This is a genomic window from Tunturiibacter empetritectus (assembly GCF_013410875.1).
GTDB lineage: Bacteria > Acidobacteriota > Terriglobia > Terriglobales > Acidobacteriaceae > Edaphobacter > Edaphobacter empetritectus.
This window is the reverse complement of sequence record NZ_JACCCU010000003.1, coordinates 1-16,089: the sequence shown is the minus strand read 5'-3', so window position 1 is coordinate 16,089 and position 16,089 is coordinate 1. Positions and strand designations below refer to the sequence as shown.

Below are 16,089 nucleotides of genomic sequence, written 5' to 3'. Positions count from 1 at the left end.
ACTCATCTCCTCCGAAGAATAGAAAGGTTACCTAATGTTTATTATCTGGTGGATTATTGTCGGTCTGATTGCAGGCTTTCTCACGGGGAAGCTTATGAAGGGGAGCGGTTTTGGTCCCCTAATGGATATCGTCGTCGGCATCGTTGGAGCAATTGTCGGCGGTTTTATCATGCGCACGCTTGGTTTTGCTGATCAAGGTGGACTGATTTATACGATCATTGTTGCCATCGTTGGAGCTGTGATTCTTACTTTGCTGGTGAGACTTGTCACTGGCGGAAGAGCCCGAAATCTGTAGACGCCTACCGCGGGGGCCATGGATTTGGCAACCAGGCCCCCATGCGTTCAAGTACCCCTATCCGATTGGAGACTCAGTCACGTTTGCTATTCGGTTCCGTTGCAAAAGGCACCGACCCGAAAACATCGCCCTTCCCGTCTACCTGTTCAGCGAAGGAACAGTGAATCTCGCTTCGATGGTCCGTGAGATGAACAAATGAACCGAAAATCGAATCTGACCGAGACGGCGCAGCTGCTTCGGATCGTTACCCTTGTCGTTATTGTTGCTGCCCTTTACTTTGGTAAGAGCGTATTCATCCCGCTCGCGCTGGCCTTCCTTCTTTCTTTGCTCTTAGCCCCCTTGATGACACTTCTGGGAAAACTCCGCATCCCGAGGATAGGCGCGGTTCTCATCATCGCTACCGGTTTGTGTCTATTAGCTTTTGCATTTGCGTGGAAACTATCCATGGAAGTTACCGATCTGACACTTCAGCTGCCGACGTATAAGGCAACGCTCGAGCAGAAGATCCATGCTGTGGGGGCTCTCCGAGGTTCGAATTTCGACAAGGTTTCCGACGCTCTTGGAGATCTGGAAAAGGATCTTAGTAAGCCGCAAAACGAGTCGACGCAGCAAGATCGCGGCAAGAAGCCGCTCCCTGGCGCTTCCCTTCAGAGGCCCCTAGCGGTTGAAGTCGTGCCCGAATCTCATACCTTTGCTTTCCTTGAAAGCGCCGTAGAATCCATGGGTTCAGCGGGCCTGGTTGTCATCTTCACAATCTTCGTATTGATCGGGCGTGAGGATCTGCGTAACAGGTTCATTCACCTTTCGAGTGGAGGCCGACTCCATGTAATGACACAGGCACTGGATGAAGCCACCAGACGTATTCAGCGTTATCTGCTTCTGCAATCGATGGTGAATGCAATCTTTGGACTGGTGGTGGGAATTGGCCTTTACTTCATCGGAATTCCTGAAGCTTGGCTCTGGGGCCTCTTAGCAGCAATCCTTCGCTTTTTGCCCTACATTGGAGCTCCCGCTTCTGCAGCGGTGCCGATTTTGTTGTCACTTGCGGTCTTCCCGGGGTGGAAACATTGCTTCGGTACCACCGCATTTTTTTTAGCTTTAGAACTGGTTGTTGCCAACTTCGTGGAACCTCTGCTCTATGGCGCCCAGGTCGGTCTGTCTAGTCTAGCTATCCTTGTTGCAGCCGTCTTTTGGACGCTAATATGGGGCTTTCCCGGCCTAATCCTGGCGACACCCTTGACTGTTTCGCTGGTCGTTATGGGGCGATATGTTCCCAGTCTCAGCTTCCTAGACACTCTTCTGGGAGATGAACCCGAAATCTCAAAAAGCGGACTTTACTATCAGCGGTTACTCGCCTCTGATCAGGCCGAGGCTAGACAGGTCTTGGAGCAATACCTTGAAACTAAGCACCTCGACGATCTGTACACTGAAGTCCTGATACCTGCTCTTAGCCTGGTCGAACAGGACCGCCATCGCAACGAGCTAGACGATGCAACTTTAGCATTCATCATGCAGAGCACCCGAGAGCTCATTGAAGAGCTTGGGGAATCCGCACCCGTTGAAGGGACTAACCGACAGCTATTAGGATCGGATGCCGAGAGCCGCATCGCGTGCATCCCGGCACGGGATGAGGCGGATGAGGTCGTGGGAATGCTCCTCTGTCAGTCGCTGGATCGAGCAGGGCTCGTCAGTCAGAGCATCCCCACCGGGCCTGTCGCTGAGATGCTCTCCGCAGTGGCCGATCTTGATCCTGTGGTCGTCTGTATCTCGGCTCTACCGCCCTTTGCCATCGAACACACCCGAACCTTGTATCACAAACTTCGGGCCAAATTTCCGGAGATCAACATCATCATTTGTCTATGGCAATTTGCGGGCGATCTTGAGAAGACACAGCGTCGATTAAAGACGTCGAACGGGCACCCAGTATTCTTCACGCTACCTGAAGTGCTTGAGCACGTGAAAGATAAGCTGCTCCAACCTAAGGCCGGTTCAACAAGCACCGTTGAACTAGACGGTGCAGTACTACTTGCAGATGAAGAGAGAATTTCAGACTCGGTCTGATTAGTGATGTTTATAACTCATTGCTTGGCTCAAAGCGATTCGGATAAGGCCAACCTTCCGTCTTACCGCTTGGCATTGCGATTGAATCCGGTTCTTCCGAGGATACAGACAGACGGACGGCGCTTTTCTTTCGAGAACCTAAGCCGGTAGCAGAAGTCCTGCTCTAGCTATTGAGTTGGTGTGCAATACTACCGTTTTCGCGGAATTTTGGTTCATTTGAGTCGATATCCCTCGCTTCCACAAGGCAGGGGCGCGGGTAATTTCCGCTCCAAAGAGGAAGATTTGCTCAGAGTAATAGACCCAAATGACCATAACCAATAGTGATCCTGCGGCTCCATAGGCGGCGCCTGGGATTGCTTTACCTAGATAGACTCCCAGAAACGATTTCCCGATCGTAAGCGTTCAAAATTCAACAACACACTGCAAAATTTGTAAGTTGTTGGCGCGACCGGCGGACTGACCACGACCGAATGATGACTCATCCGCGTTATTTAGCAGCGTCATGCAACTCATTAGAGCAAATGATACAGACCCCTCTCTATGCCACCGATTACACATAAACTCTCCTTATTGGACCGGCGAAATCCCATTTCCTGATCGAGAGACTGGTGCCAAGCCGAAGCATTATTAGACGAGCCGCTTGAAAGGCAAGGTCACCACATAAATTTTCTACAACTTAGGTTGTATACATGGGGTGTGCTGGGCCGTCTAGGCTGACAAAGCAGACCATCTTCGCTCGATTGTGAGACGCCTCCCCATGCGATTCGACGTCGACACCCGATGCATTCAACTACTGGTCGCATGCGTTGCCGCGTCCGCAACAGCGCTAGGACAAGCTGGGCCTGCTCCCACAGTATCGATCAACATTGCCAGCGGAAGACATCCGATCAGCGCGCAAGTTTACGGCATCGCAAACTACGGTCTCGATGCAACGTATGCGAAAGAGATATCAGTTCCAAATATTCGTTGGGGCGGAGACGGCACTACACGTTACAACTGGCAGGTTGACTCGAGTAATGCGGGCTTCGATTGGTACTTTATGGGCGGCAGTGGGACCGCCAATCCTACGCCAGGGCGCTCCGCCGATCAAATGATTCGGACGTATGAGCCGGCGAATGCGCTGATCACGATACCTATTATTCCGTTCGTCAATAAATCCGCAGCGTGGAGCTGCAGCTTCCCGGTCTCTGTCTACGGCGCGCAACAATTAACCAATCCCTATGTTCATCCAAATGGCGATAACTGCGGCAACAGCATCGCATCCAATGGAACTCAGCTAATTGATAACAATATCTACGCCAACCATATCGACAACTCAACCGGCCTGCAGAAAGGCTGGCTACAACACCTGGTGGGAACCTTCGGACCTGCAGCTCAAGGCGGAGTCGCCTTCTATCAACTGGATAATGAACCTTTAGGATGGGGCAACACCCATCGGGATGTTCTGCCCAATGGGGCGGACTATCCCACCATTACACAACTAGGCGAGCAGTATGCCGCGGCGATCAAACAGGTCGACCCATCGGCCATGGTTCTCGGGCCTTCTGACTTCACCTTAGGCGGCTGGGTTGGCGATACCACCAAACAGGGTGGCCTTCTGGCGGGCCAATACTATCTTCAGCAGATGGCCGCGTATCAGGCGACGAACGGTAGCCGCATCCTCGACTATTTTGACGAGCATTATTATTTCGACGTGTCGTCCGCCACCGCACAGCTTGCTTCCACACGGACTCTTTGGGATCCAACCTTCAACGGAGGCACGTGGGTAGAACAGTATGTCTTCAACGGCCCCATGCAGTTGCTGCCGCGGTTTAAGGGATGGGTCAGCCAGTACTACCCCGGCACCAAGATCGCCTTATCGGAGTACTCCATCGACAGTGGAAGGAAGTCGATCGTCGATGCGATAGCCGAGATGGATGTTCTGGGAATCTTTGGACGCGAACAGCTCGGCTTTGCGAATATGTGGAGCGCTCCGGCTCCGGCTGATCCAATCGCCTACGCCTTCAGGATGTATCGCAACTATGACGGCAACGGGGAACAGTACGGAGACACCTGGGTCGATGCGGCCAGCTCCGATCAGAGCCAGCTTTCGGTCTACGCGGCGCAACGAACCTCAGATAGCGTCGTAACCATTCTCGTCTTGAACAAAACGGGTACCACGATAAGCACAACCGTCGCCTTGACCGGTATTCCTTTACCGGCTACTGCCTCTGTCTACAGCTACTCTAGCGCAAATTTACAACAGATTGTCTCGGAAACTAATGCACCTATCAACAATGAGACGATCACCTACAGCTTCGCAGGCTACTCGGCCACGCTTTTTGCTTTTACTCCCGCTGCAGCGCCTCCAGCAGTTACAACGACCACGCTTACGGCATCCACAACGACGCTAACCACTGGACAGACGGTAACTCTTACGGCTGTCGTCTCAGGCTCAGGTTCGCCGACGGGAATCGTGGCCTTCAAAGATGGAGGCAGCACAATCGGTAGCGCGACGCTCTCCGGCAGCAGAGCCATCTTTAGCACGTCAGCTCTTAGCGTTGGCTCTCACATTATCACTGCGGTCTATGGCGGAGACCCCGGCGACGCTGTCTCCACGTCGAGCCCTGTGACTGTCACGCTGACGCAGCCTGCGCCTCTGAGCACTACAACCGTGCTCTCTGCAAGACCTTCGCAGCCCACAGCCGGCCAAAGCGTTGTTCTCAGCGCAATCGTCTCAGGCTCAGGTACACCGACAGGAATCGTGTCCTTCAAAGATGGAAGCAGCACCATCGGGAGCGCAGTTCTTTCCAGCGGCAAAGCCGTATTCAGCACCTCAGCTCTCAGCGCCGGCTCTCACACCATCATCGCGGATTACAACGGCGATTCGAATGACGCGACCTCCAGTTCAAACACAGTGATTGTGACCGTAGCCCAAGCCGCACCAGCCGCCACGATGACGACGCTTACAGCCTCGAGCACTCAGATCACGACACAACAAAATCTTGCCCTTTCCCTATCCGTCAGTTCCGCAACCGGCACGCCTGCCGGCACGGTGATCCTAAGTGACGGCGCGACCACCCTGGCCTCCGTACCCCTTGCAAATGGAGCCGCTACTTTCACTTACTCTAATCTTGCCGTCGGAGTTCATAGCATCGTAGCTGTTTACAACGGCGAAGCGACTTACGCAGCCTCAACCTCTTCCATCCTGACCGTAGCCGTGACAGAGCCTCCCGTTACTCCGCCCGTTGTGCCTCAACCACCAGCCGCCTCCAGCACCACCACGACCCTCAACGCGTCCTCAACTCAACTCATTGCAGGTCAAACTCTCATCCTCACTGCGACAGTAAACACCTCCGCCCCGCCCGCGACTGGAACCGTCACATTCAGCGACTCCACTGACACACTCGGTACCGTCTCTCTCTCTCATGGAATTGCCAGCATTACCACTACCCTCAACGCAGGCCCTCAAACCATTGTCGCCACCTACGGCGGAGATACCAACGACGCCGCATCTGTCTCCACCCCGCTAACTATCAGCGTGACTGCCTCCGCGCCTCCGCCACCGGCCCCCCAGGACTTTTCGCTGCAGCTGAGTCAAACTGCAATGACTTTGGCACCGGGAGCGTCCGGACAGATTGGCTTTACCATCGCCCCGCAAAACGGATTCAACCAGCAGCTGAAACTCAGTTGCTCCGGTCTTCCTGCCAGTGCTGCCTGCAGCTTTTCGCCTGCCACGCTGAACCCCACCGCCGCATCTACCGGCAGCATGACAATTACAGTAGTCTCCTCCACGACTGCAACTGCATATCTCCTCCTTCCAATCACCGGCATCCTTCTATTTTTCCGCAGGAGATTGGGCAGGTTTGGCGCAGCCTTTGTCATGGCAGCCTTCACGCTTCTTATCGCAGGATGTGGAGCAGGAGTCAACCAGACGATTGGGACGGCCACCAACGCAGGACCGACGGCTGGCAACTACACGGTTCAGGTGACCGCCGCGACCACAACAGGATTAGTCCACATGCAACCAATGATATTGACAGTGCAATAGACAGGACGAGTGCGGCTTAACCGAACTTCCATCAGATTGTGCCCTATTCTCTTCACTTCCGACGAAGGAGAGCGCATCTCGGTCTCCTCTTCACCCGCATAGGAAGCGTTCAAGCAATTCTTCTCGCATTTCGTCCAACGTCACAGATTGCACATCTCATTTACGCGATCCCCTTGCCAGTAATCTGCGGCTCGCATCGATTGAACCGACACGGACGCCTGCAGTGATTGCTCAGTGGAACCCGGTGGGGAGGATGTCACTGAACATAGTGAGACCTTTACCTTTTCATGGCCCGGAGCGATTTCAGCAAAGGGGATCAAATTGAAGCCTACCGATCTTTAGGCCAAAGTTCTCCTTCGGAGCCGCCGCCACATACCTCTCCCCCGTTTTCGTCGGGTCAAAAGCGTACCACGTGAGCCATATCTCCTGAGGTATGCTGTTCCCAACTTCCCATGGCTAACTTCGCTATGATCGAACAGCAGAAGCGCGAGCTCATCGACGAGCTCAGCCATTGGGCATCCGAGCGGCTCGCCTTCCGCCCCACTTCCAACGAATGGTCAGCCCTCCAGATGGTGGACCACCTCATCCGCACCGAACGCGAAATCCTCCTCGTGACCTACAGCAACGAGCATCAGCTGCACCGTATCGGCCTGATAGACCACCTGCGCACCCGGTTCCTCGAGGGCCTTTTCCGCTCCGACCGCAAAGTTAAGGTTCCCTCCACCGCCAGCGTTGTCCTCCCCGGCATAGATGTCCAACTGCCGATCCTCACGGCGGAATGGCTAGAGGTCCGTGCCAAACTTGCCCAAAATGTCGATCGGCTCCTCGCCGGCCCTCATGGCATGGCGCTCTTCCATCATCCGGTAGGTGGGTGGATGAGTATGCAAGCAGTGCTTAACTTCTTATCCGTTCACCTAGTGCATCACCGTTTTCAGTTACAGCGCCTCCGCGCCGCATCAGTGCACCTGCAGCCGCTCGACGTCTCACCGTTCTCTCAATAAGCCTGCACCCAACCAGGCTTCCGGTAAATGAGCATCGATGGCGATCGAAGATGGTAATGAGCATTCAAACCGCGTATGCCAAGTTTTCAGCACCCTCGACAGCACCTTATAAGCATTCAGATCCTAAGTGTAGAAGGAGTGTTGGCGTTAGGCGGATCACGGCTCTGGCGCTCTTCGACTTGAACCCTGTCGTATCATTCCTATGAGAAGAAGGGAATCAGACCCCATCGCATGAGCGTCAGTTCGCGGTCGCCTTCTTCATCGAGTCTGACTACAGGGAGAAAGGTGCTCGGCGCGACGTTGTACCCAGGGGCCAGGACAACCTTCGGGTTCACCCTCTTCGCGTAGAAGTCGTCCGCAATTGATTGCTTGTCCGGTCTGAGTCCGGAGCGGCCACATCATAGGGTCAAGTCAGTCTTCGGTGATATCTTGACGCTTGGATCGTTTCGCGGAATCGTCTTTCTTTGACGACTTACTCGACTCCTTTTTCTTGCGATCTTTCTTCGCGGCGGCTTTGTGGTCTCTGGCTACGCGCACGATAGCGTTCTCCACCGCGAGTTCAACGATCTTGCCCGTCACCCTTTATGAACCGCTTTTCTGACTGCCATTTCAACCGCCTTCACTGCCATCTTCTTCGCCTTTTTCTTAGCCATTCAGGTTTCCTCGTTGGAAAGTCTTCGACTCGTGTCAAAGGAAATTGTAGGCTAATCGTCGGCAGTCTGTGTAACCGCTTCGTTGGATTGATTGTCTACCTGAAATTTCGGTTCAGTGGCTGATTCACCCGGATGGCCAGCTGATCGCTCAAAATATCATGGCGTCTCGGAATCCACCCGCCGTCTTTGAAAACGGGTTTCACTTGATGGCCACAGAGAGCACAATAATAAGCGCAGAATTCGACGCCATTTTTGTCGATGATCTCCTGCACGTCCCGATTGAAGTAACCGGGGCAAAGAGTCTCTCTCATACCGAACAGCCTATCATCCAAGGCAGGCAGAGACCGCTTCACGACTGGGTTACTACGCACCACGAACCTTGTCTAAGTGGTGGGCCAGTTCTTCTCGTTTGGCCTTCAGCCCGTCCACCAGACTCGTCATCTCGTCATCGTGCTTTGTGCCGTCGGCTTGGCTATCCCGACTCTGGGCGAGGTCTGTCTCGGCTTTTTCGATTTGAGATTCGATCTCGACTACCGAATGACGCAGCTCTGAGATTTCTTCCGTGTATGCCATGGGCGCAGGCTATCACCCAGAAAGAACCTCGAAGATTTATATCTCGTTACAGTTTTCGCAAGTGCTTACATGATCGAAGTACGGCGCAAGCTCTTGGTCTGGGTGATCCTCGGGGCATTCGGGCGGCACGGCAACGCCGTGGGCATTGCGCCGTCGATACTCCTCCCACAGCGCGAGGCCGATTGGGCAGGCTATGAAGTCTACAGTCGTGCGGATGCTACGAAGTTCGCCCATAGTCCTTCCCAATCAGCTTGTCGTATTGAAACTCGCTCAATTCTAAGATGACGGCACCGACACCATTGCGGATGCCGTGTTCGAAGTTATTCGTGCTAGATAAATCTGTAAGTGCTTTCCCGCGTTGGGCGATATCGCGGACCTTCTCGGGGTCAGTGAAGTGAAGCGTGCGAACTCGCTGCTGGGTGAACTGATTCGTGAAGTCAACGGTCCACCGCTTATCGAAGGTGAAGCGCATGTAGACGTAGGGCATATCAATGCACCTTCTCCATCGCCTTCGGCATGAGGCGGAAGACCCGACTATAAATATCGTGAGCAAGTTCGATCGACTCCCCAACTGCAACGCCGATCGGAATCACCCGCACATTTACTTGGTTCTGCCGCGCCAGTCGCAGTCCGGCAATTATGCAGGCTCCGTAATAAATCAGGTTTCGATTCGGGCGAGGGGTGTGGGCATCGGGATCAAACATGAAGATAGAGGAGGCGAAGACACGGCGAAAGTCACTGTGGATGCCGAGAATCTTTGGTAATAGCACTGGAGTTGAGGCAGTTTGTACGGTGTAATGAGAATCCCATTGTTAAACAGGAGTGCTCATGCCCCGTCCATATTGGTCCGGTCGTATACAGGTTTCCCTCGTTTCATTCGGCGTTCAACTCTTCACTGCAACGGAATCGAAGAGTGCCATCTCGTTCCACCAGATCAGTCGGAGCACCGGAGAGCGTGTGCGCCATCAGAAGGTGCTCGAATCGTCCGTCGAGAAGTACAGCGATGGCCCAGCGGTCCCCGTCGAGAAAGATGAGATAGTGAAGGGCTATGAGTACCAGAAAGGACAGTACGTCATCATCGAGCCGAGCGAACTTGAGAACTTGAAGGTTCCATCGAAGCACACCATCGAGGTTACGCAGTTCGTGGAAGCCAACGAGTTGCTTCCTGAGTTCATCGAGAAACCGTATTTCGTTGTGCCAGAGAAGGACAGCGTTGAAGCGTTCACGGTCATCAGGAAGGCTCTCCAGAAGACTGGGCGCGTTGCGATTGGAAAGGTGTCATTCGCTGGTCGAGAGAATATAGTCGCGGTGCGTTCCGACGGCGAGGGTGAGACGGGCGGCATGATGGCCTACACGTTGCGTTCTGCGAACGAGCTTCGGTCGTCACTGGAATACTTCCGTGACATCAAGCCATCCGAGATAAACGGAGAGTCGCTGGAACTCGCTGAGAGCCTGATTGCGAAGCGGTCCTCGAAGCTCGACATCTCTAAGTTTGAGGATGGGTACGAGGTCGCGGTGAAGGAGTTGGTCGAAGCCAAATTGAAGCATTTGCCAGTACCGCAGGATGAAGGAGCGCAGCCTGTTGGTGGCAACGTCGTAAATCTGATGGATGCGCTGCGTAAGAGCATCGGCGGTGACGAAGCCCATTCTAGGAAAGCTACGAAGAAACCCGTTGCAAGTGCGAAGCCCGAGACGAAGAAGGGAATCGGGCTGGTGAAGGCTCCAACGAAGCGAAAGACTGCTTAGATATCTTTATCGCCGATTCGGAGCAAGGACAGCGAGAGTAAGCTGTGAATCACCAGATCGGCTGTAGCCTGATTCAGCGCCTCCGGGCTAACGAGGCCATGGGCAACATTATTCCTTAGGTTGATTCCCCTTCGATCTGTGTAGAGCACCGCTAGATATCGCCAGAGGTTTTCCGAAAGAGCAGCCCGTATTCTCGTGTCTCTCAAAACTTCGCCCATACTCTTCACGTCTACGACTCCCGGTTGCTCTTTTATGGATTTATATATTGGTACTTCGAGCTTGCCGAGTAGGGTTCGCAGCGTGTCCTCGACTTGTGGCACAAGCACATGAATCGTCTTGATATGGTCGCCAGCCAAGTAGGCTGAAACTCCTTCGGCGATCAAGAACCTTCTCCGATCCGAAAACAGCGGCGACCCATATAAAACATCCATTACTTCATTTGCGGTAGGATTAGCTTTGTTCAAAACTTCTTTCAACGTATGCGTAAGCAATGGTTGCAGAAACATAACGTTATCGGCGATTTGTTTCTGAAGCCGTCCTTCGGAGTCTTCATCGACGGAACCGATCCTAGCCACAGGTTGACCATCGGGCCGCGAGATAACGACCTGTATCAATGCTTGAAAAGGGGCTGTCACGCGCAGGTTCTCCAAAGCCGCCTTTGCGCCGTTCACGTCCGGAAGAAACAGACTGGCCGCTTGATGGAGCATTGCTTCGAGATCGCCTTCCAACAGTTGTCCAACCATTGCATCGAATTGGCTCTTATCGAATGGAGCCTCGACTGTGTAGGTCTTCATATCGTCAGCAATGTTTGCACCCTTATGGGATGCGAAGAGAGATAGCTTTTCGGCTTCATCTTTCATACCAAGCTGCTCGTATCGCTCTATCACGGGCTGGAGCCACGCCATCGCTAACATTGGGGCTGCATTTCTAGACAGTTCCTCAAAGGCCGATCCAAAGACCTTAGCGAGACGTTGCTTCTCCTCAACGGTTTTGTAATGCTTACTAAGACGCTCGGCTGCTGCTTGCGCTCCGAATGGATCGAAGTGGCCACTTACTGTTGAGGACACCGAAGCAAGCATCGTCTCTAGATCTGCGACAATCTTTGCTTCCTGCTCTGGGCTAAGGAATTTCTCTCCGTAAAGAAAGTCGAACGGGGCGATCCATACTCCAATGTGTGCTGGATTTAAGGTCGCGTCACGAAACGTCAGCATAGCCGCGGCCGCCCGACCCAGCAGCGCGTCATCGTGAACGCTTTTTGCTAGAGCAAGAGCACGCGCAAGCCACTCAACTCCGTTGATCTCGCTAAAATAGAGCCTCGCCTCAACGGCATCTATGTAGGAAGATGATGCTAGGCGGGCAAACTCGTGACGACTTTTCTGCCCAGAAATCGCGTTCTGTAAATCCCATACGCAGTCCGCGTACCTAGCACACATCAGTGGATTTTGGGTCGCTCTCGCTCTTTGTGCCCAATGTTCGACGCTCTCCGCATCTAGGTTAGAAATATCTGGCACTCGGACTAGTGTTCCATCTTGCTTCGTCCCTTCCATCATTGGCGCGAGGTATGTACCCCATGGGCTATCTTCATCTAGCCGCTCCATGAACATAAAAGCGGAGTGTTCGGCAAGCGTGGCCTTACGGTCATCGTCGCTATGGGAGGTAGCTTCGAGAAACCCTTTGTTTATCGCTTCACCGAGTTGCACCTCCATGAAGGGGGAAGTCTTTGCTGCGTAAGTGCTCAAAATAAGCTCTAACCAACCCGGCATTTTCATTTGCGATGATGGTCTCACGAAATGCCATTCACTCAAGCTTTCGCTTGCGCGACGGCTATGTCAAGTAGGGTATACATCAGTTGAGCATCCATTGGACACAATGAAATTGTACAAAATGCCACCGGGTAGAGAGTACTAACGCGGCGAATGGTGGAACGTTTTTTGCTAGAGGGTGCACAACTTGCCGCTCGTGCTGTGATTCCCTGTGGCCTTGCCTATCGGTAACACCGCAGATCCAAATTTGTCCGGATACGATCTCTGCGATTGTTTTGATCTCGGTGACTTCGATCAAAAGGGGCGAGCTGGTGTCTCTACTACAAGACATTTGAAGCGGGTGGGTTATGGCTCGATGTTTTTAGTGCGGAAACGCCTCTGGATCGGCCGACGCGATCACGGGCGAGGGTCTCGCAATCACGTTTCGCCAGGCCGCCGCGCTAGCCACATCAATTGAAGCAGGTGGTCTGGACGACCACGAAAGTGCGCGTCCATTGATAGGGAAGACTCCGCGCGCGACAGCTAACCGGAGCAATATTTCCATCACGATTGGCTTCGTTCTATAATCAGACCATCAATCCTAAGCGGAAGGCGTATGGTCGTCGGTAGTTGCCAATCATTACAAAAGCATGGGGGCAAACCCCGGACGCCGAAAAGTTCGTTCAATAGCGATGGTTGAGCGACTAATAGGAGGGGACAGGTGGGTAAACTGAGTCTGTGTCACTGTATATGAGCTGCATTTAAAATGTAGAATGAATAGTTATATCTGTCCTAGTCTTACCCGGGTCGTCATGAGGGAAGAATTTACAAGACAGAATCGCCTAGATTTTGTAGCCCACGCAAATACCCAAAGTCATCGATATGAACGAGCGGATGGGATTTACTCACCGATCTAATCTGGATTCTTCTTTCGATTCAATTTGCCGCACGTGCTATCAAACTATCGAAAATCGTGAGACCGAAGGCGAACTTCCAAATGATGAGTAAGTCCATGTGTGCAACATGGGTCATCCGTATACCGTGCGACAAGAGCCTCCGATGAAATCGGATGGGCTGCCTGTAAAGAAAGGTAGGTCGTTATTGTGCTGAGAACTGCGTCACAGCTTTTTGATGAAATCCTTGACGGAATCCAGTCCGGACTGAGTGCTTTAGATCATCAAAAACGTTAGAAGACGATGGCGCGCCCACGATTACTAAGGTAGTTGCGATCGATAGAGTCAGGAAGATTCTTCGGGGCACTTCAGCGTTAATTAAGATCGAACTTGATAACCTCGATAGAGCTAAGAAAGGTCAGTTCAGCCGATCCGAGTTCCTGAAGCCTATTGCTAGCGACGCCGGAGAAGAAAGACTATAACCAGGATTATTACGACCAATCCCAACCCACCGGGCCATATAAACGCTCCGCCATTGCTGGAAACTCCTGCAACGAGGCACCCTGTGAGCGACATGCAGTAAATAAAGATTGCAGTAATTTTCAGCGCTGACCGAACGCCGGCTTGATGTAGTGAAATCATGTTCGTCATTAGCTCGTTTCCCTCAATATATGATGAGTGCGTGGTAAGTCTACGCTGCGCACCTCCATCGAACACGGCCACTTATCAAAAAAATTTGGGCCGAAACGCGAGACCACAGCATCGGATCGCTCCCTGAGATGACCAAATCAAGACGCTTAGTGATCGTTTTTTAGATGTCTAGTTTGTCCTTGCTTTCCATCTCCATGGTCCATCCATTTATCCAAGCTTGATGCGCTTCTTTCAACTGCTTCTCACCGCGGACGCTGCTTCGTGGCCCAGTCTTTCGTAGCATTCGTGTATCTGACCCACTGTCGCTGTGGAAGTAATGGCGTCCGATTCACTCGCGAGGCATCAACTCTTAGAACTGATTACATCCCGAACTTCCCCATCCGCAGGTTTGCCACCATTAAGCCAAGAAGATTCAGCACCCTTGCGCTCCCTCGCGATAGATAAGTTCTTTCACAAGCCACTTGTCTGCTGGATCCAATCTTGGTGATCTCTTCCATGCCATGGTATGAGAGCACGGATAAATAATAGACGGCAAAGCACTTATGAGTCGGCTGAGTCGGTTGAGTCGGCTGAGTCGGCAAAACCGGCATAATCGGCGGTATTTGCGACAAAGATGCGACAAACTTCTGGCCGCTACAAAAATTTCTCGCAGCGGGCCATTAGGATGATCCGTTTGGGGTCAGCCTAAAACAGATTCAAACGGGGACATGGATGGTCCTTGCGTTCTTCGCGCTTCTAGAAAATCTAGAAGGACAGGGGATGAACACTGGCATCCAGGGCGCGCACAATCTACGATGCAACTCAGCATAATCCGTCGCGGCCCTGCCTTGGCGTGCGATGACCACCAAGATACTGCGCCGCTCCGTGCCGGCGATCGCGCCCCTGATGCGACCAAGCTGATGACGGTGGAAGGCGAACGCCGCCTGTTCGATCTAAAGAGCGGCGGACAATTCACCTTACTACACTTCGGCGCATCCGGTGCGGTCGAGTCCTCTCCGTTTGACCTCAAAAATTTCCATGTCGTCGGACAACCGATCGGCTCTGACGATATCGTCGACTCCGAAGGCCATCTTGCCAGCGCTTATTGCGCCGCCGACCGTACCCTCGTGCTGGTCCGTCCAGGCGGCTATATGGCACTGATCTCCGATGCTGGTGATATCTCGGCGGTCTCGGAATATCTCGCCACGATCGGCTGACGCTCGGTCCCGGAGAAAAACGTGTTCACGAGACCATTGTTTTTATGTCGGCTCACTTCCTTGCTGGATGAGTGCGTTGGCCCGACAGCGGAAGCCGGCGGTCAAGCCAGTTCACAAGCAGGACCTCGAACCCGCTTTACTTGCAGTCCAATCCGAGCACATTAGCAAGACGATCCTTGATTGAGATCATCTCGATGCGCCCGAGGTTCCGGGGTGCAACGCCCAGGCCATACAGGATGAATACGCTGCTGTAGTCGCGGCGAGTCGGCCAGAATCCATGATTGCCCTTCTCCGCAGGCAGAGTCAGGTACGGCGGAGGCGTGGCGGGCGCGGCGACTCCGCAGGGCGATCGTTGCCGGGAGCCCCAGAACCGAACATGTAGTCTTCGGCCGGTTCGACGGCCAGCAGAGAGCTGGCGAGCCCTGGCGCGTATCGCCTTAGTTCGGAAGGCGGAATCATTGGGCCAATCCCGTTTTCGCCAGCAGCGGATTCGCTACGCAGAAAGGCGGCGACGGTGGGTCATCGGTCGTGGCGATGCCGCCCAGAGAGCGGTCCTGGCCTTCGATCCCATTTTCATCGAGCAGGACGTTGAGGTTGGCTACTTGATCGACACGCTCGAAGCCGTGGTCGGCGGTCACAACCAGATCGTAGTCCTGCGGAAGGGCAGCCATCATCTGCCCAATCAGCTCGCCGGTTCGCTCGACGTCCGTTGGTGCGTTGACTTCTTTCCCTAGACGTCCGATCGTCAAAACCTGAGAGCCTTACGTATATCCTCCGTTTGTGTGGAAGCTCGCCTTTGCGCCGAAGGTTCCGTTGACGACTAGGGGCACTGTTCCCCATTCGTTTCCGGCGACCCGGAAATCGACCAACCCGCAAGCACCCTTTACAGTTATCTGGACAGTTTCGGCAACAGAAACGGGTTTTCGTTGAATGCCACCGCGCCAGCCAGTGGTGACAGGCTGTTCGGAGCGACTCCGGAAACAACTCGTACGCGATAGCTATCAATATCAAAGATAAGCGGATCACCGCTTGGATTCAGAATGATCGACACAGGACCGACGAGCGGAGCGCTTGTCGCCGGACCTCCATCCCGCGAAAAAGTACCTAGTCAATCACCAGCGATGGTGCCGATAATTCCCGTAAAAGCGGTTTCCTAGGGCGTGTTCACGCTATCTGAGGGCTTCGACGATGAGGGCGAAGTTGAGGAAGCCGATGAAGAGCACGTCGAGTTTCTCGAACCTGGAGAAG

The 16,089-nt window shown here is 53.4% G+C and carries 13 protein-coding genes and 1 pseudogene; 6 read left to right on the top strand and 8 right to left on the bottom strand.

What is annotated here, in order from left to right; genetic code table 11:
- Positions 1 to 34: 34 nt before the first annotated feature.
- The 4 genes from HDF08_RS17855 to HDF08_RS17835 all read left to right on the top strand — a co-directional run bounded on the left by HDF08_RS17855 (position 35) and on the right by HDF08_RS17835 (position 7,387).
- A complete protein-coding gene (locus HDF08_RS17855) occupies positions 35 to 295 on the top strand; it encodes a GlsB/YeaQ/YmgE family stress response membrane protein (protein ID WP_179640053.1) in 261 nt (86 codons plus the stop codon).
- A gap of 195 nt (positions 296 to 490) precedes the next feature.
- Positions 491 to 2,356: an AI-2E family transporter gene (locus HDF08_RS17850; protein WP_179640052.1), complete on the top strand. Its 1,866-nt coding sequence runs from the start codon at positions 491 to 493 to the stop codon at positions 2,354 to 2,356.
- Positions 2,357 to 3,113: 757 nt separating this feature from the next.
- Entirely contained in the window at positions 3,114 to 6,386 is a 3,273-nt protein-coding gene (locus HDF08_RS17840; protein ID WP_179640051.1) for an Ig-like domain repeat protein, read from the top strand.
- Between the two features lie 467 nt (positions 6,387 to 6,853).
- A complete protein-coding gene (locus tag HDF08_RS17835; protein WP_179640050.1) occupies positions 6,854 to 7,387 on the top strand; it encodes a DinB family protein in 534 nt (177 codons plus the stop codon).
- A gap of 200 nt (positions 7,388 to 7,587) precedes the next feature.
- On the opposite strand, the pseudogene HDF08_RS22270 reads toward HDF08_RS17835, so the two are convergent.
- The 5 genes and pseudogenes from HDF08_RS22270 to HDF08_RS17815 form a co-directional block, all read right to left on the bottom strand.
- Positions 7,588 to 7,773, bottom strand: a pseudogene (locus tag HDF08_RS22270) (SOS response-associated peptidase family protein); the annotation flags it as partial.
- 25 nt (positions 7,774 to 7,798) lie between these two features.
- Complete coding sequence (locus HDF08_RS21485) at positions 7,799 to 7,966, bottom strand: hypothetical protein (RefSeq protein WP_218884846.1); 168 nt, start codon at positions 7,964 to 7,966, stop codon at positions 7,799 to 7,801.
- A 437-nt stretch (positions 7,967 to 8,403) separates the two neighbouring features.
- The gene (locus HDF08_RS17825; RefSeq protein WP_179640049.1) at positions 8,404 to 8,613 is read right to left on the bottom strand and encodes a hypothetical protein; all 210 of its coding nucleotides are present in this window, start codon (positions 8,611 to 8,613) and stop codon (positions 8,404 to 8,406) included.
- Between the two features lie 217 nt (positions 8,614 to 8,830).
- Positions 8,831 to 9,100: a hypothetical protein gene (locus tag HDF08_RS17820; RefSeq protein ID WP_179640048.1), complete on the bottom strand. Its 270-nt coding sequence runs from the start codon at positions 9,098 to 9,100 to the stop codon at positions 8,831 to 8,833.
- A 1-nt stretch (position 9,101) separates the two neighbouring features.
- Entirely contained in the window at positions 9,102 to 9,383 is a 282-nt protein-coding gene (locus HDF08_RS17815; RefSeq protein WP_179640047.1) for a hypothetical protein, read from the bottom strand.
- A 58-nt stretch (positions 9,384 to 9,441) separates the two neighbouring features.
- On the opposite strand from HDF08_RS17815, the gene ku reads away from it, so the two are divergent.
- Positions 9,442 to 10,359: a non-homologous end joining protein Ku gene (gene ku, locus HDF08_RS17810; protein WP_179640046.1), complete on the top strand. Its 918-nt coding sequence runs from the start codon at positions 9,442 to 9,444 to the stop codon at positions 10,357 to 10,359.
- Here the strand turns inward: ku and HDF08_RS17805 are convergent.
- Positions 10,356 to 12,164 (bottom strand): DUF7380 domain-containing protein, encoded by a 1,809-nt coding sequence (locus HDF08_RS17805; RefSeq protein ID WP_218884844.1) that lies wholly within the window; start codon positions 12,162 to 12,164, stop codon positions 10,356 to 10,358. The two genes, ku and HDF08_RS17805, sit on opposite strands and share 4 nt — an antisense overlap.
- 2,275 nt (positions 12,165 to 14,439) lie before the next feature.
- Here HDF08_RS17805 and HDF08_RS17800 point away from each other — a divergent pair.
- Positions 14,440 to 14,841 (top strand): FAD-dependent monooxygenase, encoded by a 402-nt coding sequence (locus HDF08_RS17800; protein ID WP_179640044.1) that lies wholly within the window; start codon positions 14,440 to 14,442, stop codon positions 14,839 to 14,841.
- Positions 14,842 to 15,144: 303 nt separating this feature from the next.
- Here the strand turns inward: HDF08_RS17800 and HDF08_RS17795 are convergent, their stop codons facing one another.
- Both HDF08_RS17795 and HDF08_RS17790 read right to left on the bottom strand, forming a co-directional pair.
- Positions 15,145 to 15,300, bottom strand: a complete 156-nt coding sequence (locus tag HDF08_RS17795) for a hypothetical protein (RefSeq protein ID WP_179640043.1) — start codon at positions 15,298 to 15,300, stop codon at positions 15,145 to 15,147.
- A complete protein-coding gene (locus HDF08_RS17790) occupies positions 15,297 to 15,590 on the bottom strand; it encodes an alkaline phosphatase family protein (RefSeq protein ID WP_179640042.1) in 294 nt (97 codons plus the stop codon). The genes HDF08_RS17795 and HDF08_RS17790 overlap by 4 nt, the downstream gene beginning before the upstream one ends.
- Positions 15,591 to 16,089 lie beyond the last annotated feature (499 nt).